A 16,775-nucleotide genomic window follows, 5' to 3' on the forward strand; every position below is an offset into this window, starting at 1 on the left:
CGCCGTGCTGCTGCTCGCCATCGACACCTCCACCTCCGCGATCGCCGTCGCCCTCCACGACGGCGGGCGCGTCGTCGCCGAACGCTCCACCCTCGACGTGCGCCGCCACACCGAGCACGTCGCGCCCAGCATCGCCGCGGTGCTCGAGGAGGCCGGCCGCAGCGCCGGCGACGTGACCGCGGTGGCGGTCGGCGTGGGACCGGGTCCGTTCACCGGCCTGCGGGTCGGGATGGTGACCGCGACGGTGTTCGCGCACGCCCGCGGCATACCGGTGCACGGCGTCTGCAGCCTCGACGCGCTGGCCCACGAGGCTGCGGTCACCGGCGCGGTGCGGGGCGAGCTCGTGGTGGCCACGGATGCGCGGCGCAAGGAGGTCTACTGGGCCCGGTATGCCGTGGAGCCCACCGACGGGGGCGCGCGGGCCATCCGCCTGACGGACCCTGCCGTGGACTACCCGGCGACCGTGGCCGACCTGCTCGGCGGCGCGCCGGTCGTCGGCCGGGGTGCGCTGCTCTACCCCGACCTGCTGGCGCCACAGGCCGGACCGCTCGACGTCAGCGCCGGCCACCTCGCGGCCGTGGCGGTCACGGCGATGGAGGAGGGCCGCACGCTGCCCGTCGAGCCCCTATACCTGCGCCGGCCGGACGCCGCGCCGTCGCACCCGCGCAAGCCGGTGACGCAGGCCGTGCCCCACGGGAGGTCCTGAGATGGTCCTTCGCGAGCTGCGCTGGACCGACATCGGCGAGCTGGCCGCCCTCGAGCGCGAGCTCTTCCCGCATGACGCGTGGTCCGAGCCGACCTGGTGGTCCGAGCTCGCCGGGCGGCCCCGGCGCGACTACGTGGTCGAGGAGGACGCCGGGGGCATCGCGGGCTACGCCGGCCTCGACGTGGGCAGCGAGGTGGCCGACGTGATGACCATCGCGGTCGCGCCGCGCGCCCAGGGACGGGGACTCGGGCGCACCCTGCTCGAGGAGCTCGTCGACCGGGCCCGGCGTCGGGGTGCGGAGTACCTCATGCTCGAGGTGCGCGACGACAACCTCCCGGCCCGACGGCTGTACGAGCGGGCGGGCTTCGAGCTGCTGACCACGCGGCGGCGCTACTACCAGCCGGGGGACGTGGACGCGCACATCCTGCGGCTGACCCTGGGCGAGACGACCTCCGAGGAGGAGACAGCGTGAGTGCCGACCAGCCCCTGGTGCTGGGCATCGAGACCTCGTGCGACGAGACCGGCGTCGGCATCGTGCGCGGCGAGGAGCTGCTCGTCGACGCGATCGCCAGCAGCGTCGACGAGCACGCCCGCTTCGGCGGCGTGGTGCCCGAGGTGGCCAGCCGGGCCCACCTCGAGGCGATGGTGCCGACCATCGAGCGGGCCTGCACGCAGGCCGGGGTGCGGCTGTCCGACCTCGACGCCATCTCCGTGACCTCGGGCCCGGGCCTCGCCGGCGCGCTCATGGTCGGCGTCGCGGCGGCGAAGTCGCTGTCCGTGGCCCTCGGCGTCCCCCTCTACGGCGTCAACCACCTGGCCTCTCACGTGGCGGTCGACATCGTCGAGCACGGTCCGCTGCCGGAGCCGACGCTGGCGCTGCTCGTCTCCGGCGGCCACTCCTCGCTGCTCCTGGTGCCCGACGTCACCCACGACGTCCGGTCGCTCGGCGCCTCGATCGACGACGCGGCGGGGGAGGCGTTCGACAAGGTCGCCCGAGTGCTCGGGCTGCCCTTCCCCGGCGGCCCGCACATCGACCGCGCTGCCCGCGAGGGCGACGCCGTCTCGATCGACTTCCCCCGCGGGCTGACGTCGGGGCGTGACATGGAGCGCCACCGCTTCGACTTCTCCTTCTCCGGGCTGAAGACCGCGGTGGCCCGCTGGGTCGAGGCGCGCGAGCGCTCGGGCGAGCCCGTCCCGGTGGCCGACGTCGCTGCCAGCTTCCAGGAGGCGGTCGTCGACGTGCTGACCCGCAAGGCGGTGCTGGCCTGCCGGGAGAACGGCGTGGAGAACCTCCAGATCGGTGGCGGCGTGGCTGCGAACTCGCGGCTGCGGGCGATGGCACAGGAGCGCTGCGACGCGGCCGGCATCACGCTTCGGGTGCCCCGGCCCGGCCTCTGCACGGACAACGGCGCCATGGTGGCCGCGCTCGGGGCCCAGATGGTGCTCAAGGGCCGCACGCCCTCGGAGCTGTCCCTGCCGGCCGACTCGTCGATGCCGGTGACGGCCGTGCAGGCCTGAGCCGCGCCTGCTGGCGCGGTCAGCCTCCGCAGGAGGCCAGGCCGAGCCGGACCTTCAGCTCGAGGACGCGCTCCACGGCGGCGTCCACCTGCCTCGCGAACGACGGGCTCGCCTTCATCCTCTTGGTGATCCCGGCCCGCATGGCGGGGGCCTGCGCTGCGTTCGCGGTGAGGACGACGTCGCCACCGGCCGCGACGAACCGGGTCGCCCGCTCGGCGACGGGCACCGAGGCGACCGCTGCCGCGGCGCCGACGTCGTCGGTGATGACGACGCCGTCGAAGCCGAGCCGTTTGCGCAGCAGGTCGGTGACGATGGCCGGGGAGAACATGGCCCGGTTCTCCGGGTCGAGCCCGGGGTAGCGGGCGGAGGAGACCATCACGATCGGGGTGCCGGCCTCGATCCCCTCCCGGAACGGCGCGAGGTAGGGGTCCTTCACCGAGGCCGTGCGGTCGGTGGTGCCCGAGGCGGTCAGGTCGGTGTTGCCGGTGACGCGGCCGAGGCCGGGGAAGTGCTTGACCGTCGGCGCCACGTCGGCGGCGAGCGAGCCGCGGACGAACGCCGCGGCATACCGGCCGTTGGCCTCGGGGTCCCCGGGGACGAAGTCGCGCCGGTGGCGGCCGATCGGGTCGTTGGCCGCCCCCAACGAGGTGGGCACGGTGTCGGCCACCGGGGCGAGGTTGACGTTGACGCCCACCGCGGCGAGCTCGAGCGACCAGCCGCGCACCTCCGCCTGGAGGTTCTTGGCGCCGAGGGTCGCCAGGGTGCGCGCCGACGGGATGGGGGAGAAGCCGGCGCCCTCGAGCTGCTGGACCGCCCCGCCCTCCTGGTCGGCTGCGACGAGGAGGCCGACGCCACCGGTGGCCGCCTTGCTGTTCCGGGTTGCCTGCTGGAGCCGCTTCGACGCGAGGCGCACCGTCGACGCCCCCTCCCACCCGCCGAGGTAGATCACCCCGCCGAGGTGGTCGCGGGCGACCTGGGCCGCCAGCGCCCGCGAGCTGCCAGTCGGCTGGAGCCCCACCATGAGCAGCTGCCCCACCCGCTGGGCCGGTGTCAGCGTGGCGGCGATCCGCCCGGCGCACGAGGGGGCGGCCGTCGTGGTCGTCGCGCTGGTGGTGGTCGGGATGCGGGTCGTCGACGACGACGCCGAGCGGGGCGGGCTCGAGGCCGTCGACGTGCTGGCCGTGGGGCTGCTGGCGGCGCGCCCAGCGTCCTCGCCCCCCGCGCAGGCCGCGGCACCGAGCAGCGTGAGGGCCAGGGCCGAGGCGCCCAGGACGCGGCTGGTGGGGCGCGGGCGAGCGGGTCGGGGGCTGGTCGTCGCAGGCATCCGGTCGAACCTATCCCGGCCCGCTGCCCAGCACCCAAACCCGTAGGCTCCGCTGCCATGGGAACGCGACCGGTCATCCTCGACGTCGACACGGGCGTCGACGACGCCTGCGCCGTGCTGTTGGCGGCCTGTCACCCTGCGCTGGACCTGCGCGCCGTCACCTGCGTCGGTGGCAACGCGCCGGTCGACGCCGTCGTCACCAACACCCTCACCGTGCTGGAGGCTGCCGGCCGCCTCGACGTCCCCGTGGCCCGGGGCGCCGCGCGTCCGCTGCTGGAGCACCCGGTGGGCGCCGCCCACGTGCACGGGGCCGACGGCATGGGCGACCTCGACTGGCCGAAGTCGCAGGCGTCGCCCGATCCGCGCCACGCGGTGGAGCTGCTGCGCGACCTGCTCCTCGAGGCCGCCGCGACCGGCGACCCCGACGACCTGGTCACCCTGGTCCCGCTGGCGCCGCTGACCAACGTGGCGCTCCTGCTGCGCACCCACCCCGAGGCGGCCGCGGGCCTGCGCGAGATCGTCTTCATGGGCGGCGCGGCCCACGTCGGCAACGCCACGGCCTCCGCCGAGTTCAACGTCTTCCACGACCCCGAGGCCGCCGCCGTCGTACTCGACGCCGCCGGCTCGCTGGGCGTCAACGTGACGATGTACGGCCTCGACGTGTTCTACGACCCCCGGGTGTCGCGCGAGCAGGCGCAGGCGCTGGTGGCGCGCGGCGGTGGGGGAGCAGCCGAGCTGGGGGGCCGGCTGATCGGCTTCCAGTGCGAGCGCTTCGACAGCACGGCGGCGACCATCGGCGACGCCGGCGCGGTCTGCGCGGTCATCGACCCCGCCGGAGTGCGCACGGAGCGGCTTCCCGTGCGCGTGGAGCTCGCCGGCACCTGGTCCCGCGGCCGCACCATCGTCGACCGGCGCGACTGGTCGGGCGACATGGCGCACGACCCGCACGGCGCGGCGCCGTCGCTGGTCGACGTGTGCCTCGACGTCGACGCCGACCGCTTCGCCGGGATCTGGGTCGAGACGCTGACGGGCGGGGAGGGCTGATGGGCCGCGTCGTCGTGCTCGGCTCCCTCAACGTCGACCTCGTCGCCGAGGTCGAGCGCCACCCCCGCCCGGGTGAGACCGTGCTGGCCACCGGGCCGCTCACGCGGTGTGCAGGGGGCAAGGGCGCCAACCAGGCCCTGGCCGCGGCGTCGGCCGGGGCGAGGGTGGTGATGGTCGGCTGCCTGGGCGACGACGCCGACGGCCGCCGCTACCTCGAACGGCTGCAGGGGCGCGGGGTCGACACCTCGGCCCTGCGGCTGGTGCCGGGCGTCTCCACGGGCCAGGCCTGGATCACGGTCGACGCCGACAGCGAGAACGCCATCGTCGTCATCCCCGGCGCCAACGCGCAGGTGGGCGCCGACGACCTCGCCCCGCTCGACGACCTCTCTTCCGGCGACGTGCTGCTCGCCCAGCTCGAGGTGCCGGTCCCGGTGGTGGCCCTGGCCGCTCGCCGCGCCCGGGCGCGCGGCGCCCGCGTCGTCATCAACGCCGCGCCGTATGCCGCCCTGCCGCACGACGTGGCCGCCGTGGCCGACCCGCTCGTGGTCAACGAGCACGAGGCCCTGATGCTGGCCGACTCCGACGCCGTGCCCACCTCGGTGCTGGTCACCTTCGGGGGCGAGGGCTGCTCCTGGGACGGTGAGCGCTTCGAGGGCGTGGAGGTGCCGCTGGAGGAGGTCGTCGACACCACCGGTGCGGGCGACGCGTTCTGCGGCGCGCTGGCCGCCGCCCTGGCCGGCGGCGCCGACCGGGCTGCCGCGGTGGCGGCCGCGAGCCGGGCGGGGGCCGAGGCGGTGCGGCGCCAGGGAGCGCAGGCCGACCCGCTGCTCTGACCGCCGCTCAGGTCAGGGCCGGCCGGTCAGCTCACGGGACGGTCAGTTCACCGAGACGTGGACGTGGTCCATGTGGTTCTGGGTGGGGTCGCCACGGTCCTCCATGGGCTCCCAGCCCCCGCCGCCGGGGTACCAGATCCGCTGCTCCCAGATGATGTACTTGATGTTCAGCGTGCCCGCCATGCCCTGCAGGTGCTCGGCGAGCGCGTCGCCGTCGGAGGAGCCGCACATCACGTCGACGGCGTTGCCGGAGCCGTGGTCGCCGGGGTCACCCGCCCGGTAGCCGCCGATGTCGTTGAGGTGGGGGAAGGCCCGCTCGACCTCGTTGACGACGGCCACGGCGTTGTCGGACATGCCGCTCATCGCGAGGCCGGCCCGCGAGTAGTCCGCCGACCGCGAGGCGCGCTGCTCGACCCGCTGCTCGGTGGGGGTCGCTGTCGGCGTCGGGGCGGGCTTCGGCTTGGGCTTGGGCTTCGCGGTGGCGCTGAACCCGATCAGGCCGAAGGAGTCCGCTCGGGCGGGGGCCTCGACGGCCGGGGCGGAGACGGCCACGGCCGGTGACTCCGCGGAGGCCGGGGCGTAGGCCAGGCCCGGGGCGGAGGGGAGGACGAGGGCGGTGACGACCCCGCTGGCGGTCGTGCCGACGGCCAGCGACTTGAGCAAGTTGCGGCCCGCGCCGGCTGAGGGGCGCAGGTTGCGCAGGCGGGCGGGGCGGGGCTGGCGGTGGCGTCCTGCCCTGGTGGGGTGAGCGTCGGTCACGGCGTGGATCCTCGGGACGTTCTGCGGTGCTGTCGGGGTGCTTCTGTCGGGTTTGGGGTGCGGCGGGGTCCGAGCCGCGATCGCCCACCGTAGGGGATGGCCCGCGATTCGTCACATTCCGGTAACGGCGTGGCGCCGTTCCGCCCCGGCTGCCCCGCTGGCGCGTCAGGCAGGCTGGACGACCAGGACCACCTGCTGGCTGCGCACCCGCGTGATGACCACGACGGCCTCGGTGCGCCCCCGCGCCGGCAGCCGCAGCTGGTGACGCAGCTGGTCGGCGTCGAGGGTGACGCCGCGCTTCTTCACCGTCAGGCGGTCGATGCCGTGGTCGCGAAGCCAGGCCCGCAGCGCCTTGACGTTGAACGGCATGGCCTCCAGCACGGCATACCGGCGGGCGAACGGCAGGTCGTGCGGGCCGGTCGCACAGACGTAGCCGACGCCGGCGTCGAGCTCGGCGCCGCCCGTGGCCGCCGTCACCGCCCCCACGAGGCCGGCGCGCAGCAGGGCACGGTCGGGCTCGTAGAGCCACGGGCCGAGCTCGGCCAGGCTCGACAGGGGCTCGGGGTCGGGGTCCGCCTGCTGCTCCGTCACGACAGCCTGGGCGCCACTGCGTCCCAGCACCGCGGCGGTGCGCCCCGTCTGGCGGACCAGCGGGCCCCACCACACCACGCACTCGAGCACCTCGCCGTCCCAGGAGGTCCACTGGGCCTCGCCGCCGGCGGGCAGGGCGGCGTGGGGGAACGCGGGGCTCAGCTTGGCGCCGGTGGCGGGCAGCGCCCGGGCCACCTCCTGGACCTGCTCCCAGGACGGGGAGATGGCGTCGAGCCGGAACACCCGCCTGGTGCGGCCGCTGACGTCCGCCACGCCCGGCGTGCGGCGTGCGGGGTCGAGCCAGGCGCCGACCCCCCGGGCGCCCTCGCCGGCGGGCGGGGTGAACTCCTCGGCCAGGCCCTGGGCGGCCGTGGAGTCGGGCCAGTGCCGCAGGTTCACCGCGGCGACGGCCGCGGTCACCTCGTCGGCGTCGATGGCGCGCACCCGCAGGTCGAGGCCGGCCATGGCCATCGCGTCGGCCCCGATGCCGCAGCCGAGGTCGTGGACGGTGTGGATGCCGGCGGCGCGGAAGCGCTCGGCGTGCCGGGCCGCCACCTCCAGGCGGGTGGCCTGCTCGAGGCCGTCGCTGGTGAACACCATGCCCTGGGCGAACGAGCCGAACTTGGCCACAGCCTTCGCGCGCAGCCGGGTCTGGTTGACGGCTGCGGCCACCAGGTCCGGCTCGAAGCCGGCGTCGCGCAGGCGCTGCTGCAGGCTCAGCTCGGACCCCGGCTCGTACGGAGGAAGCGCCTGCAGCAGGCCCCACCCCTCACCGGTCGTCAGGCGGCGCAGGAGGTCGAGGTCCATGGCGGGCATTCTGGCCCATCGAGCGGGCGTGATCAGCCGTGGGCGAACGTCTGGCACTCGAGTTGACCGAGTGCTAACCGCGGTCCTAGATTTGCCATTGGCACTCCGGCTTGCCGAGTGCTAACGCAGTCGGCGCTCATCGACCCCCGCGACGGCGACGGGCACGACCGCACCAAGCAGTAGCCCATTGTCCACTTCGACATTCCCAAAGGGGAGGTCAACATCGTGTCGGTTTCCATCAAGCCGCTCGAAGACCGCATCGTCGTCAAGTCCGTCGAGGCCGAGCAGACGACCGCGTCCGGTCTTGTCATCCCGGACACCGCGAAGGAGAAGCCCCAGGAGGGCGAGGTCCTCGCGGTCGGCCCCGGTCGCTGGAACGAGGACGGCGACGAGCGCATCCCGCTCGACGTCAAGGTCGGCGACCGCGTGCTCTACAGCAAGTACGGCGGCACCGAGATCAAGCACGGCGGCGAGGAGTACCTCATCCTCTCGGCGCGCGACGTGCTCGCCATCGTCGGCTGACGCACCGCTCTTGAAGCCCACGCCCCGGCGCGGCCCGCACCGGGTCCGCGCCGGGGCGTGCGCACATCCCCTGCATGCCGTCCAACCAGTCGGCGTGCCCACGAACATCAAGTAGGTGAAGGACTTTCATGGCTAAGACGCTGGAGTTCAACGACGACGCTCGCAAGTCACTCGAGCGCGGCGTCGACGCGCTCGCGAACGCCGTCAAGGTGACCCTCGGCCCCAAGGGTCGCAACGTGGTCATCGACAAGAAGTGGGGCGCTCCCACGATCACCAACGATGGCGTGACCATCGCCCGCGAGGTCGAGCTCGAGGACTCCTACGAGAACCTCGGCGCCCAGCTCGCCAAGGAGGTCGCGACCAAGACCAACGATGTCGCGGGTGACGGCACCACCACCGCCACTGTGCTCGCCCAGGCCATGGTCAAGGAGGGCCTGCGCAACGTCGCCGCGGGCGCCGCCCCGGCCGGCCTCAAGCGCGGCATCGACCAGGCCGTGGAGGCCGTGCAGGCCCGCCTGCTCGACAACGCCCGCGAGATCGAGGGCAAGGACGAGATCGCCCAGGTCGCATCGCTGTCCGCCCAGGACGAGACCATCGGCACCACCATCGCCGACGCGTTCGACAAGGTGGGCAAGGACGGCGTCATCACGGTCGAGGAGTCCTCGACCGCGACCACCGAGCTCGAGTTCACCGAGGGCATGCAGTTCGACAAGGGCTACATCTCCCCGTACTTCATCTCGGACCCCGAGCGCATGGAAGCCGTGATCGAGGACGCCTACATCCTCATCAACCAGGGCAAGATCTCGGCCATCGCCGAGGTGCTCCCGGTGCTCGAGAAGGTCGTCAAGGCGGGCAAGCCCCTGCTGGTCATCGCCGAGGACGTCGACGGCGAGGCCCTCTCGACCCTCGTGGTCAACAAGATCCGCGGCACCTTCAACGTCGTCGCGGTCAAGGCCCCCGGCTTCGGTGACCGCCGCAAGGCGATGCTGCAGGACATGGCCGTCCTCACCGGTGGCCAGGTCATCTCCGAGGAGGTCGGCCTCAAGCTCGACCAGGCCGACCTCGACGTGCTGGGCCAGGCCCGCCGCATCGTCGTCACCAAGGACAACACCACGATCATCGACGGCGCCGGCAAGCCCGACGAGGTCGAGGGCCGGGTCAACCAGATCAAGGCCGAGATCGAGCGCACCGACTCCGACTGGGACCGCGAGAAGCTGCAGGAGCGGCTGGCCAAGCTGGCCGGCGGTGTCTGCGTCATCCGCGTCGGCGCCCACACCGAGGTCGAGCTCAAGGAGAAGAAGCACCGCATCGAGGACGCCATCTCGGCGACCCGCGCGGCCATCGAGGAGGGCATCGTCGCCGGTGGCGGCTCCGCCCTCATCCACGCCTCCACGGCCATCGACGCCCTCGGGCTCGAGGGTGACGAGGCCACCGGCGCCAACATCGTGCGCAAGGCCGCGGCCGAGCCGCTGCGCTGGATCGCCGAGAACGCCGGCATGGAGGGCTACGTCGCCGTCTCCAAGGTCGCCGAGCTCGAGCCGGGCAACGGCCTCAACGCCGCCACCGGCCAGTACGTCGACCTGGTCAAGGCCGGCGTCATCGACCCGGTGAAGGTCACCCGCTCCGCCCTGCGCAACGCCGCGTCGATCGCGTCGATGGTCCTCACCACCGACACGCTCGTCGTGGAGAAGAAGGAAGAGGAGCCGGAGGCCGCTGGCGGTCACGGCCACGGTCACGGTCACTGAGCCGACCGGCATACTGCTCGAAGGCCCGTCCCCACTGCGGGGGCGGGCCTTCGCGCGTCCCCATCCGTATGCCGTGGCGTGCCGGCCGGAGGTCAGGTGCGCCGCAGGTCCATCACCATCGCCTCGTAGGCCCCGACCGGGGGTGTGCTGGTGTCGGCGCTCTCCGGGACGACGTTGAGCATCCGGACGGCGAGGCCGTGGTCTGCGGGGGACACCTGCACCCGCCAGCGCCAGCCGCCGCCGTAGTCGTACTCGAAGGCCAGCGACTCGCCGTCGGCCGAGCCGTCGACGGCCCGCGCCGCCTGCTGGTGCCACGAGTCGGCCCAGAACGCAGTGGCACGAGCCGGCTCGGTCGCCTCGTCGCCGTGCCCGATGACCAGCAGTCCCTGCTGCTCCCCGTCCTCGGGGTGTCGCCAGGTGTAGCCCAGCGTCAGCAGGTGCCCGCCGGCAGCAACGGCGACGGTTGCCGTGGCCGGCGCGGTGAAGAGGTCGTCGGTCGGCATCAGCCGGAACCCGTTGGTCCCCTGCCACGTGCCGGTGGCGCGGGCGAGGACGTCGGTGACTGTCATGTCGGCAGGCTCCCACAGAGCCCGGTGGGTGCGGGGTGCTTGACCGTAACTATTCACCTAGTGAATAGTTACCCCCATGTCGACGGGGCACGTGCTGCTGGGGCTGCTGAGCAGGGGGCAGCGGCACGGCTATGACCTGAAGCGGGACCACGACGCGCGGTTCCCGCACGCCAAGCCGCTGGCATTCGGCCAGGTCTACGCGTCGCTCGACCGGCTGCACCGCCGCGGGCATGTCCGCCCGTCGGCGGTGCAGCGGGTCGACGGGCCCGACCGCACCGTCTACGAGATCACCGACGCCGGGCGCGACGAGCTGAACAGCTGGCTCGCCGCGCCGGAGGAGCCGGCTGCGCACGTCGCGAACCCGTTCGCGCTCAAGGTCGCCATCGCCCTGCTGCTCGACGACGAGCCGGGGGCCGCGGCATACCTGCGCGCGCAGCGGGCGGCCCACCTCCGGCGGATGCGCGAGCTGACCGCGGTCAAGACCCGGGAGGCGGCCACGCTCGAGCAGGTGCTCGCCGCCGACTACGCGCTGGCGCACCTCGACGCCGACCTGCGGTGGATGGACGCGGCACGGGACCGCATGGGAACACTCAAGAAGGAGCTGGGCGCATGAGCGGAGTGCTGGGCGCGACGGGACTGGTGCTCGACTACGGGCGCCGGCCGGCCGGGGGAGGTGCTCGCCGTGACGGGGCGGTCGGGATCGGGCAAGTCCTCGCTGCTGCTCTGCCTCGCCGGGGTGCTCGTGCCGGACGCCGGGGAGGTGCGCTGGGGCGACCGCGCGTCGTCAGCACGCTGCCTGAGAAGGAGCGCTCGGCGCTGCGGCGCTCTGAGTTCGGGGGCTGTTCCAGTACGGCCAGCTCGTCTCGGAGCTGACCGCCCTCGACAACGCCGCGCTCCCGCTGCTGCTCGGCGGGGCGCCGCGGCCGTCCGCCGAGGAGGTGGCGCGCTCGTGGTTGGACCGGTTCGGGGTGGCCGCTCTGGCAGGGGCGCGGCCGCGCGAGATGTCCGGCGGGCAGGCGCAGCTCGTCGCCGTGGCGCGGGCACTCGTCACCGAGCCGGCCGTCCTGTTCGCCGACGAGCCGACCGGAGCCCTGGACTCGCGGGCCGGGGAGGACGTGATGGCGGCGCTCATCGAGACTGCCCGCGACCAGGGCACGAGCGTCGTGCTCGTCACCCACGACGCGCGGGTGGCGGCGTACGGCGACCGCGAGGTCGAGGTTCGCGACGGTGTCGTCCTCGCCGACGACGGCCTGCCCACCGGGGGTGCCGTCCACGCGATGGGGGAGGGCTCGTGAGGGCGGCCGAGCGGCTCCGGCTGGCGGCAGTCGGCGGTCGCGCGGGGACGCGCTGCGGATCGGTTTCACCGCGGTGGGCGCGGCGGCGGCCGCCCTGCTGCTGCTCACCCTCCCCGTCCTGGTGTTCACCGGCCTGAGCTCGCGGCTGGGGTCCCCGGCCCGCGACCGCCGGCTCGCGGCGCTGCGGCTCGCCGGTGCGACCCCCGCCGACGTCCGCTGGGTCGTGGCGCTCGAGACCGGTCTTGCGGCGACGGTCGGCTCCCTGCTGGGCGGCGCGGCCTTCCTCCTGCTGCGTGGGCTGCTCGACACCCCGGTCCGGGCGTCGTTGCCGACGGGGGTGGAGGGGGCCTTCGAGGCGGAGTACGTCCGCGCGTGGCCGACCGACGTCTGGCCGCACCCAGTGGCAGCCGTGCTGGCGCTCGCGCTGGTCCCGGTCGGGGCGACGCTCTTCGGCGTGGTGGCCCTGCGCGGGGTGGTGATGACGCCGTTCGGCGTGGCGACCGGAGACCACCCGCGGCGCGCCCCGGCCCTGCTCCCGGCGCTGGCGGTGCTCGTCGTAGCCGTGGGCGTGGCCGTCGTCCAGCCGTTGCTGGCCCGGGTCGGCATCCTCGACCACCGGGTCCACGCCCTCGCGCTGTGGGTGTTCGTGGGGACCGCCCTGGTCGGCCTGTTGTTCGGGTCGGCGTCGGTGGCGCTGCTCGCCGGGCGCCTGCTGTCGGCGCACGCCGACAGCGTCGCCGGGATCGTCGCGGGGCGGAGGTTGGTCGCGAACCCGTTCGAGGCCACCAAGGTGACCGCCTCGATCATCCTCGGGGTCGTCGCAGGTGCCGCGGCGACCGTCCTGCGCGCGGACACCCTCGGCAACCCGCAGCTTCACTCGGCGACCTTCTTCCGCCAGTCCTACGACGTGGTGTACCTCACGGTCGCGGTTCGGGCTGGTGCTCGCCTGTGCCGGGCTCTTCGTGCTCCAGGCAGAGGCGCCGGTGTCACGACGCCGGTCGCTGGCCGCGCTGGTGGCGGCGGGCACCCCGCGCGGCGTGCTGGTGCGCGCGACCCTGCTGGCGCCGCTGGCGCCGCGGGTGCCGATGGTGGTCGTGGCCGCGGCCGTGGCAGCCGGCGTGGCCGCGGGATTCGCCACCGCCGCCGGCATGGACGAGGGGTCCCGGGTGGCTGCCGTGCCGTGGCTGGACCTGTCCGTGCTCGTGCTCGGGTCGGTGGCGCTGGTGGTGGTGACCACCCTGCTGTCGCTGGTCACCCTGCGCGCGGCGACCCGTCCGGAGGAGCTGCGGGTCGCGGCCTAGGTGGGCGGGCCGCTGCTCAGGCGCCGCTGACCACGCGCACGGTCTCGCCGGCATACGACACGAGCATGCCCGGGCGCACCTGCTGGCCGCGGCGCGACCAGACCGCGCCGTCGACCGTCACCTCGCCGGCCTCGATGACGGCACGGGCCATCGCGCCGTCCTCGACCAGGCCGGCCAGCTTCAGGAGCTGGCCGAGCCGGATGGAGTCATCGCGGATGGGGACCTCTGCGGGGCTGCTCACGCCCCGAGTCTAGGACTCAGCTGGCTTCGGAGACGGTGCGGTGGCCGGCGTACCAGGCCTCTCGCTCGTCCTCGGTCATGGCGCCCCAGACGCCGTAGGGCTCCCGGACCCGCAGGGCGTGCTCGCGGCACTGCACGAGCACCGGGCAGCCGAGGCAGACCTCCTTGGCCGCCGAGTCCCGGGCACGGCGGGCCGAGCCCCGCTCACCCTCGGGGTGGAAGAACACGTCTGGGTTGACCTGGCGGCAGGAGCCCTCCAGCTGCCAGTCCCAGAGGTCGGCAACAGGTCCGGGCAGTCTCGACAGCTCAGCCATTTCGTCCCCACCTCCCCGCGGCACCGTGCCGCATGAAAGGCAAGTTACCCCCGCCTGACCTGCGTAAACAGCCTCACGATGGTCAAAACTTGTTCAAGTGTGAACACTTTTGACCCGGCTTTCCCACGACTCTCACCCTGCCCCGCCGGACCCTCTGGTGACGGGTGCGGCGAGGGGCCGCGATGGCCAGAGGCACTGCGGGGCTGCCTTACGATTGGGCAATGAGCAACGGATCGTCCTCAGTCCCGGCTCCGTTCGCCGAGATCGGCCTGACCTACGACGACGTCCTCCTGCTGCCGGGCCTGAGCGACGTGATCCCCAGCGAGGTCGACACGACCTCGCGCCTCACCCGTGAGATCAGCCTGCGGGTGCCGCTCGTCTCGGCCGCGATGGACACGGTCACCGAGGCGCGGATGGCCATCGCGATGGCCCGCGAGGGCGGCCTCGGCGTGCTCCACCGCAACCTCTCGATCGAGGACCAGGCCTACCAGGTCGACCTCGTGAAGCGGACGCAGACCGGGCGCATCCCCAACCCGGTGACCATCGGCCCGGACGCCACCCTCGAGCAGCTCGACCAGGTGTGCGGCCAGTACCGCGTCTCCGGGCTCCCGGTGGTCGACCACGACCAGATGCTGCTCGGCATCATCACCAACCGCGACCTGCGCTTCGTGCCGGTCTCGGAGTGGGGCACCACCCGCGTGCGCGACGTGATGACCGCGATGCCGCTCGTCACCGGACCGGCCGACATCGACCGCGAGACCGCCACGACGCTGCTGCGCCAGCACAAGCGCGAGCGCCTGCCGCTGGTCGACGACGACGGCCGTCTCGCCGGGCTCATCACCGTCAAGGACTTCGTCCGCTCCGAGCAGTTCCCCAACGCCAGCAAGGACGCCCAGGGCCGACTCCTCGTCGGCGCCGCGGTCGGCTACTTCGGCGACGCCTGGAAGCGCGCGACCACCCTCATCGAGGCCGGCGTCGACGTGCTCGTGGTCGACACCGCCCACGGCCACGCCAGCCTGCTGCTCGAGATGGTCAGGCGCCTGAAGGCCGACAGCGCCACCGCGCACGTGCAGGTCGTCGGCGGCAACGTCGCCACCCGCGAGGGCGCCCAGGCGCTCGTCGACGCCGGCGTCGACGCCGTGAAGGTGGGCGTCGGCCCGGGCTCGATCTGCACCACCCGGGTCGTGGCCGGCGTCGGCGTCCCGCAGGTCACCGCGATCCACGAGGCCGCGCAGGCGTGCAAGCCGGCGGGCGTGCCGGTCATCGGCGACGGCGGCCTGCAGTACTCCGGCGACATCGCCAAGGCGCTCGTCGCGGGGGCCGACACCGTGATGGTCGGGTCGCTGCTGGCCGGCTGCGAGGAGAGCCCGGGCGACCTCGTGCTCGTCAACGGCAAGCAGTACAAGTCCTACCGCGGGATGGGCTCGCTCGGCGCCATGTCGTCGCGCGGGAAGAAGTCCTACTCCAAGGACCGCTACTTCCAGGCCGACGTCACCAGCGACGACCAGCTCGTCCCCGAGGGCATCGAGGGCCGGGTGGCCTACAAGGGCCAGGTCTCGGCCGTCGCCCGCCAGCTCATCGGTGGCCTGCACCAGTCGATGTTCTACGTCGGCGCCGCGACGGTGCCCGAGCTGCAGGCCAAGGGCCGCTTCGTGCGGATCACCCCGGCAGGTCTGAAGGAGAGCCACCCCCACGACATCCAGATGGTGGTGGAGGCCCCCAACTACTCCGGTCGCTGACGGAGGCGCCGCGCGCCCACGGACCGGATCTGCGTAGGCGGGCCCCTTCCACAGTTACGCCTTCTGCCCGATGGACTCGGCGCCGTGCCGTCCTACCGTGGGGACATGCCCGCAAGGGCAGCCAGCCGGGAGGGGGACTTTCGCGAGACCTCGCCGCCGCGGGCAGCTGACCGCCCGGCGAACACACTGGCGCTCCGCCGCTGGCCGCCCCCTCACCCGGCGGCGGGGCGTCAGTTTGCCTGTCTGCCCGCCCCTCGCAGGTGTGCGGGCTGCCCACCGCCCGTGTGCCGGTGGGCAGCCGTGTCGGCGCGGATGAGCCGACCGATACGATCGGCCGGTGACTGAGATCGAGATCGGCCGAGGCAAACGGGGCCGTCGGGCCTACTCCTTCGACGACATCGCCGTGGTGCCCTCGCGCCGCACCCGCGACCCGGAGGAGGTCTCGGTCTCCTGGCAGATCGACGCCTACCACTTCGACATCCCCGTCATCGCGGCACCGATGGACTCGGTCATGTCGCCCGACACGGCGATCGCGCTCGGCCGGCTCGGTGGGCTGCCCGTCCTCGACCTCGAGGGCCTGTGGACCCGCTACGAGGACCCGACGGCCCTGCTCGAGGAGATCTCCGGCCTCGACCCCGACCTGGCGACCTCGCGGATGCAGGAGATCTACTCGGCCGAGATCCAGCCCGAGCTCATCACCGAGCGGCTGCGCCAGGTGCGCGACGCCGGCGTCACGGTCGCCGGCGCGCTGAGCCCGCAGCGCACGCAGCAGCTCTGGAAGAGCGTGGTCGACGCCGGTGTCGACCTGTTCGTGATCCGGGGCACGACCGTCTCGGCCGAGCACGTCTCGGGTCGCGCCGAGCCGCTGAACCTCAAGCGCTTCATCTACGAGCTCGACGTCCCGGTGATCGTCGGTGGCGCCGCCTCGTACACCGCCGCGCTGCACCTGATGCGCACAGGCGCCGCCGGCGTCCTCGTCGGCTTCGGCGGGGGAGCGGCGCACACCACCCGCCGGACCCTCGGCATCCACGCCCCGATGGCCTCGGCGATCGCCGACGTGGCCGCGGCCCGCCGCGACTACCTCGACGAGTCCGGCGGTCGCTACGTGCACGTCATCGCCGACGGTGGCGTCGGCAGCAGCGGCGACATCGTCAAGGCCGTGGCCTGCGGGGCCGACGCCGTCATGCTCGGGGCCGCGCTGGCGCGCGCCACCGACGCCCCCGGACGCGGCTACCACTGGGGCCCGGAGGCCCACCACCCGCAGCTGCCGCGCGGCGAGCGGGTCGGCGTCGGCGGGGTCGCGCCGCTGGAGGAGATCCTCTTCGGGCCGGGCCGCCTGGCCGACGGCACGACGAACATCGTCGGTGCCCTCAAGCGCGCCATGGCGACCACCGGCTACTCCGACCTCAAGGAGTTCCAGCGCGTCGAGGTCGTGGTGGCGCCCTACCAGCGCAGCTGACCGGACCAC

Annotated in this window: 18 protein-coding genes and 1 pseudogene; 13 read left to right on the top strand and 6 right to left on the bottom strand. The window is 73.7% G+C overall.

Annotation, left to right across the window (positions count from 1 at the left end):
- Positions 1–4 precede the first annotated feature (4 nt).
- Genes tsaB through tsaD form a run of 3 tightly spaced genes read left to right on the top strand, consistent with a single transcriptional unit; the run spans position 5 to position 2,224 of the window.
- Complete coding sequence (gene tsaB, locus P0Y31_RS15730; protein WP_275871061.1) at positions 5–706, top strand: tRNA (adenosine(37)-N6)-threonylcarbamoyltransferase complex dimerization subunit type 1 TsaB; 702 nt, start codon at positions 5–7, stop codon at positions 704–706.
- A 1-nt stretch (position 707) separates the two neighbouring features.
- On the top strand, positions 708–1,178 hold the full coding sequence (gene rimI / locus P0Y31_RS15735; protein WP_275871063.1) for a ribosomal protein S18-alanine N-acetyltransferase: 471 nt from the start codon (positions 708–710) through the stop codon (positions 1,176–1,178).
- Positions 1,175–2,224, top strand: coding sequence for a tRNA (adenosine(37)-N6)-threonylcarbamoyltransferase complex transferase subunit TsaD (gene tsaD, locus P0Y31_RS15740; protein WP_275871065.1), 1,050 nt, complete (start codon positions 1,175–1,177; stop codon positions 2,222–2,224). The genes rimI and tsaD overlap by 4 nt, the downstream gene beginning before the upstream one ends.
- Before the next feature lie 19 nt (positions 2,225–2,243).
- Here tsaD and P0Y31_RS15745 read toward each other — a convergent pair whose 3' ends face one another.
- Positions 2,244–3,548, bottom strand: coding sequence for a glycoside hydrolase family 3 N-terminal domain-containing protein (locus tag P0Y31_RS15745; RefSeq protein ID WP_275871067.1), 1,305 nt, complete (start codon positions 3,546–3,548; stop codon positions 2,244–2,246).
- A 57-nt stretch (positions 3,549–3,605) separates the two neighbouring features.
- Here P0Y31_RS15745 and P0Y31_RS15750 point away from each other — a divergent pair, with 57 nt between their 5' ends.
- Both P0Y31_RS15750 and P0Y31_RS15755 read left to right on the top strand, forming a co-directional pair.
- A complete protein-coding gene (locus P0Y31_RS15750) occupies positions 3,606–4,592 on the top strand; it encodes a nucleoside hydrolase (protein WP_275871069.1) in 987 nt (328 codons plus the stop codon).
- Complete coding sequence (locus P0Y31_RS15755) at positions 4,592–5,425, top strand: PfkB family carbohydrate kinase (RefSeq protein WP_275871071.1); 834 nt, start codon at positions 4,592–4,594, stop codon at positions 5,423–5,425. The genes P0Y31_RS15750 and P0Y31_RS15755 overlap by 1 nt, the downstream gene beginning before the upstream one ends.
- 42 nt (positions 5,426–5,467) lie before the next feature.
- Here P0Y31_RS15755 and P0Y31_RS15760 read toward each other — a convergent pair whose 3' ends face one another.
- On the bottom strand, positions 5,468–6,184 hold the full coding sequence (locus P0Y31_RS15760) for a hypothetical protein (protein WP_275871073.1): 717 nt from the start codon (positions 6,182–6,184) through the stop codon (positions 5,468–5,470).
- A gap of 165 nt (positions 6,185–6,349) precedes the next feature.
- Positions 6,350–7,582: a class I SAM-dependent methyltransferase gene (locus P0Y31_RS15765; RefSeq protein ID WP_275871076.1), complete on the bottom strand. Its 1,233-nt coding sequence runs from the start codon at positions 7,580–7,582 to the stop codon at positions 6,350–6,352.
- 225 nt (positions 7,583–7,807) lie between these two features.
- On the opposite strand from P0Y31_RS15765, the gene groES reads away from it, so the two are divergent.
- The gene (groES, locus tag P0Y31_RS15770; protein ID WP_275810514.1) at positions 7,808–8,104 is read left to right on the top strand and encodes a co-chaperone GroES; all 297 of its coding nucleotides are present in this window, start codon (positions 7,808–7,810) and stop codon (positions 8,102–8,104) included.
- Positions 8,105–8,232: 128 nt separating this feature from the next.
- Positions 8,233–9,849: a chaperonin GroEL gene (groL, locus tag P0Y31_RS15775; RefSeq protein ID WP_275871078.1), complete on the top strand. Its 1,617-nt coding sequence runs from the start codon at positions 8,233–8,235 to the stop codon at positions 9,847–9,849.
- Positions 9,850–9,941: 92 nt separating this feature from the next.
- Here the strand turns inward: groL and P0Y31_RS15780 are convergent, their stop codons facing one another.
- A complete protein-coding gene (locus P0Y31_RS15780) occupies positions 9,942–10,418 on the bottom strand; it encodes a hypothetical protein (protein ID WP_275871080.1) in 477 nt (158 codons plus the stop codon).
- 76 nt (positions 10,419–10,494) lie between these two features.
- Here P0Y31_RS15780 and P0Y31_RS15785 point away from each other — a divergent pair, with 76 nt between their 5' ends.
- The 4 genes and pseudogenes from P0Y31_RS15785 to P0Y31_RS15800 all read left to right on the top strand — a co-directional run bounded on the left by P0Y31_RS15785 (position 10,495) and on the right by P0Y31_RS15800 (position 13,014).
- Positions 10,495–11,031, top strand: coding sequence for a PadR family transcriptional regulator (locus P0Y31_RS15785; protein WP_275871082.1), 537 nt, complete (start codon positions 10,495–10,497; stop codon positions 11,029–11,031).
- Positions 11,032–11,100: 69 nt separating this feature from the next.
- Positions 11,101–11,184: pseudogene (locus P0Y31_RS15790) on the top strand (ATP-binding cassette domain-containing protein); the annotation flags it as partial.
- Between the two features lie 133 nt (positions 11,185–11,317).
- Positions 11,318–11,713 (top strand): ATP-binding cassette domain-containing protein, encoded by a 396-nt coding sequence (locus tag P0Y31_RS15795; RefSeq protein ID WP_275871298.1) that lies wholly within the window; start codon positions 11,318–11,320, stop codon positions 11,711–11,713.
- Between the two features lie 938 nt (positions 11,714–12,651).
- Positions 12,652–13,014: a hypothetical protein gene (locus P0Y31_RS15800; RefSeq protein WP_275871084.1), complete on the top strand. Its 363-nt coding sequence runs from the start codon at positions 12,652–12,654 to the stop codon at positions 13,012–13,014.
- Positions 13,015–13,030: 16 nt separating this feature from the next.
- On the opposite strand, the gene P0Y31_RS15805 is transcribed toward P0Y31_RS15800, so the two are convergent.
- Entirely contained in the window at positions 13,031–13,255 is a 225-nt protein-coding gene (locus tag P0Y31_RS15805; protein ID WP_275871086.1) for an RNA-binding S4 domain-containing protein, read from the bottom strand.
- 16 nt (positions 13,256–13,271) lie between these two features.
- On the bottom strand, positions 13,272–13,568 hold the full coding sequence (locus tag P0Y31_RS15810; RefSeq protein ID WP_275871088.1) for a WhiB family transcriptional regulator: 297 nt from the start codon (positions 13,566–13,568) through the stop codon (positions 13,272–13,274).
- Positions 13,569–13,789: 221 nt separating this feature from the next.
- Between P0Y31_RS15810 and guaB the strand changes: the two genes are divergently transcribed.
- Together guaB and P0Y31_RS15820 are read left to right on the top strand one after the other, a co-directional pair.
- Positions 13,790–15,307: an IMP dehydrogenase gene (guaB, locus tag P0Y31_RS15815; RefSeq protein WP_275810481.1), complete on the top strand. Its 1,518-nt coding sequence runs from the start codon at positions 13,790–13,792 to the stop codon at positions 15,305–15,307.
- A gap of 337 nt (positions 15,308–15,644) precedes the next feature.
- Positions 15,645–16,766, top strand: a complete 1,122-nt coding sequence (locus P0Y31_RS15820; RefSeq protein WP_275871090.1) for a GuaB3 family IMP dehydrogenase-related protein — start codon at positions 15,645–15,647, stop codon at positions 16,764–16,766.
- Positions 16,767–16,775 lie beyond the last annotated feature (9 nt).

Origin of the sequence: Knoellia sp. 3-2P3, from assembly GCF_029223115.1 — a bacterium.
Taxonomy (GTDB): Bacteria; Actinomycetota; Actinomycetes; order Actinomycetales; family Dermatophilaceae; genus Pedococcus_A.

Excerpts from the sequence above, each read along its gene's own strand:
- P0Y31_RS15810 (WP_275871088.1), bottom strand. The coding sequence starts at position 13,568 with ATGGCTGAGCTGTCGAGACTGCCCGGACCTGTTGCCGACCTCTGGGAC.
- P0Y31_RS15755 (WP_275871071.1), top strand. The coding sequence starts at position 4,592 with ATGGGCCGCGTCGTCGTGCTCGGCTCCCTCAACGTCGACCTCGTCGCC.
- guaB (WP_275810481.1), top strand. The coding sequence starts at position 13,790 with ATGAGCAACGGATCGTCCTCAGTCCCGGCTCCGTTCGCCGAGATCGGC.
- P0Y31_RS15785 (WP_275871082.1), top strand. The coding sequence starts at position 10,495 with ATGTCGACGGGGCACGTGCTGCTGGGGCTGCTGAGCAGGGGGCAGCGG.
- P0Y31_RS15765 (WP_275871076.1), bottom strand. The coding sequence starts at position 7,582 with ATGGACCTCGACCTCCTGCGCCGCCTGACGACCGGTGAGGGGTGGGGC.
- rimI (WP_275871063.1), top strand. The coding sequence starts at position 708 with ATGGTCCTTCGCGAGCTGCGCTGGACCGACATCGGCGAGCTGGCCGCC.
- P0Y31_RS15750 (WP_275871069.1), top strand. The coding sequence starts at position 3,606 with ATGGGAACGCGACCGGTCATCCTCGACGTCGACACGGGCGTCGACGAC.
- P0Y31_RS15780 (WP_275871080.1), bottom strand. The coding sequence starts at position 10,418 with ATGACAGTCACCGACGTCCTCGCCCGCGCCACCGGCACGTGGCAGGGG.
- groL (WP_275871078.1), top strand. The coding sequence starts at position 8,233 with ATGGCTAAGACGCTGGAGTTCAACGACGACGCTCGCAAGTCACTCGAG.
- P0Y31_RS15745 (WP_275871067.1), bottom strand. The coding sequence starts at position 3,548 with ATGCCTGCGACGACCAGCCCCCGACCCGCTCGCCCGCGCCCCACCAGC.